1 rRNA gene is annotated in these 2998 nt (G+C 51.3%); it reads left to right on the top strand.

What is annotated here, in order from left to right:
- Nucleotides 1-29: 29 nt before the first annotated feature.
- Nucleotides 30-2920 (top strand): 23S ribosomal RNA (locus CAG68_RS16120).
- Nucleotides 2921-2998 lie beyond the last annotated feature (78 nt).

Raw genomic sequence — 2998 nt, 5'->3', positions numbered from 1 at the left:
CATCAACTCGAAACTCCTTCGGGTTGTATGGTTAAGTGACTAAGCGTACACGGTGGATGCCTTGGCAGTCAGAGGCGATGAAGGACGTATTAACTTGCGATAAGCCCAGATTAGGTAGTAAAAACCATTTGAGTCTGGGATTTCCGAATGGGGAAACCCAATACCATAAGGTATTACTGTTGAGTGAATACATAGCTCAACAGGGCGAACCGGGGGAACTGAAACATCTAAGTACCCCGAGGAAAAGAAATCAACCGAGATTCCGAAAGTAGCGGCGAGCGAAATTGGACTAGCCCTTAAGCTTTACACGCGTTAGACGAACAGCCTGGAAAGGCCGACGATACAGGGTGATAGTCCCGTAGTTGACGACGTGTGTTCAGTGAAATCGAGTAGGGCGGGACACGTGATATCCTGTCTGAATATGGGGGGACCATCCTCCAAGGCTAAATACTACTGACTGACCGATAGTGAACCAGTACCGTGAGGGAAAGGCGAAAAGAACCCCTGTGAGGGGAGTGAAATAGAACCTGAAACCGTGTACGTACAAGCAGTAGGAGCAGGCTTTGTCCTGTGACTGCGTACCTTTTGTATAATGGGTCAGCGACTTATATTCAGTGGCAAGGTTAACCATCTAGGGGAGCCGTAGGGAAACCGAGTCTTAACTGGGCGTTCAGTCTCTGGATATAGACCCGAAACCAGGTGATCTAGCCATGGGCAGGTTGAAGGTTGAGTAACATCAACTGGAGGACCGAACCGACTAATGTTGAAAAATTAGCGGATGACTTGTGGCTAGGGGTGAAAGGCCAATCAAACCTGGAGATAGCTGGTTCTCCCCGAAAGCTATTTAGGTAGCGCCTCGGACGAATACTACTGGGGGTAGAGCACTGTTAAGGCTAGGGGGTCATCCCGACTTACCAACCCTTTGCAAACTCCGAATACCAGTAAGTACTATCCGGGAGACACACGGCGGGTGCTAACGTCCGTCGTGGAGAGGGAAACAACCCAGACCGCCAGCTAAGGTCCCAAATTACTACTAAGTGGGAAACGATGTGGGAAGGCTCAGACAGCCAGGATGTTGGCTTAGAAGCAGCCATCATTTAAAGAAAGCGTAATAGCTCACTGGTCGAGTCGGCCTGCGCGGAAGATGTAACGGGGCTAAGTAGTAAACCGAAGCTGCGGCAATGTACTTTAGTGCATTGGGTAGGGGAGCGTTCTGTAAGCGGTTGAAGGTGTGTGGTAACGCATGCTGGACGTATCAGAAGTGCGAATGCTGACATGAGTAACGATAAAGGGGGTGAAAAACCTCCTCGCCGGAAGACCAAGGGTTCCTGTCCAACGTTAATCGGGGCAGGGTAAGTCGACCCCTAAGGCGAGGCCGAAAGGCGTAGTCGATGGGAAACGGGTTAATATTCCCGTACTTCTTACAATTGCGATGGGGGGACGGAGAAGGCTAGGTGGGCCTGGCGACGGTTGTCCAGGTTCAAGTGCGTAGGCTGAGAAATTAGGTAAATCCGGTTTCTCTTAAGGCTGAGACACGACGTCGAGCTACTACGGTAGTGAAGTCATTGATGCCATGCTTCCAGGAAAAGCCTCTAAGCTTCAGATTGTAAGGAATCGTACCCCAAACCGACACAGGTGGTCGGGTAGAGAATACCAAGGCGCTTGAGAGAACTCGGGTGAAGGAACTAGGCAAAATGGTACCGTAACTTCGGGAGAAGGTACGCTCTCGACGGTGAAGTCCCTCGCGGATGGAGCTATTGAGAGTCGCAGATACCAGGTGGCTGCAACTGTTTATTAAAAACACAGCACTGTGCAAAATCGCAAGATGACGTATACGGTGTGACGCCTGCCCGGTGCCGGAAGGTTAATTGATGGGGTTAGACTTCGGTCGAAGCTCTTGATCGAAGCCCCGGTAAACGGCGGCCGTAACTATAACGGTCCTAAGGTAGCGAAATTCCTTGTCGGGTAAGTTCCGACCTGCACGAATGGCGTAATGATGGCCACGCTGTCTCCACCCGAGACTCAGTGAAATTGAAATCGCTGTGAAGATGCAGTGTACCCGCGGCTAGACGGAAAGACCCCGTGAACCTTTACTACAGCTTGGCACTGAACATTGACCCTACATGTGTAGGATAGGTGGGAGGCTTTGAAGCGCAGTCGCTAGATTGCGTGGAGCCGTCCTTGAAATACCACCCTTGTAGTGTTGATGTTCTAACGTCGACCCCTTATCGGGGTTGCGGACAGTGCCTGGTGGGTAGTTTGACTGGGGCGGTCTCCTCCCAAAGCGTAACGGAGGAGCACGAAGGTGGGCTAATCACGGTTGGACATCGTGAGGTTAGTGCAATGGCATAAGCCCGCTTGACTGCGAGAATGACAATTCGAGCAGGTGCGAAAGCAGGTCATAGTGATCCGGTGGTTCTGAATGGAAGGGCCATCGCTCAACGGATAAAAGGTACTCCGGGGATAACAGGCTGATACCGCCCAAGAGTTCATATCGACGGCGGTGTTTGGCACCTCGATGTCGGCTCATCACATCCTGGGGCTGAAGTCGGTCCCAAGGGTATGGCTGTTCGCCATTTAAAGTGGTACGCGAGCTGGGTTTAGAACGTCGTGAGACAGTTCGGTCCCTATCTGCCGTGGGCGTTGGAGAATTGAAAGGGGCTGCTCCTAGTACGAGAGGACCGGAGTGGACGAACCTCTGGTGTTCGGGTTGTGTCGCCAGACGCATTGCCCGGTAGCTAAGTTCGGGATCGATAACCGCTGAAAGCATCTAAGCGGGAAGCGAGCCTTGAGATGAGTTCTCCCTGATACTTTAAGTATCCTAAAGGGTTGTCGTAGACTACGACGTTGATAGGCAGGGTGTGTAAGCGTTGTGAGGCGTTGAGCTAACCTGTACTAATTGCCCGTGAGGCTTAACCATACAACACCCAAGGGGTTTTGATGGACTCAATGAAAGAACGTTGAATGTGTAAGAACGAGAATTAAAAAACAGCTTTCC

Source organism: Vibrio sp. V42_P2S4T144, assembly GCF_009904715.1.
GTDB classification, from domain to species: domain Bacteria; phylum Pseudomonadota; class Gammaproteobacteria; order Enterobacterales; family Vibrionaceae; genus Vibrio; species Vibrio alginolyticus.
The sequence above is the reverse complement of the archived record's forward strand: the minus strand, read 5'-3'. Positions and strand labels throughout refer to the sequence as shown.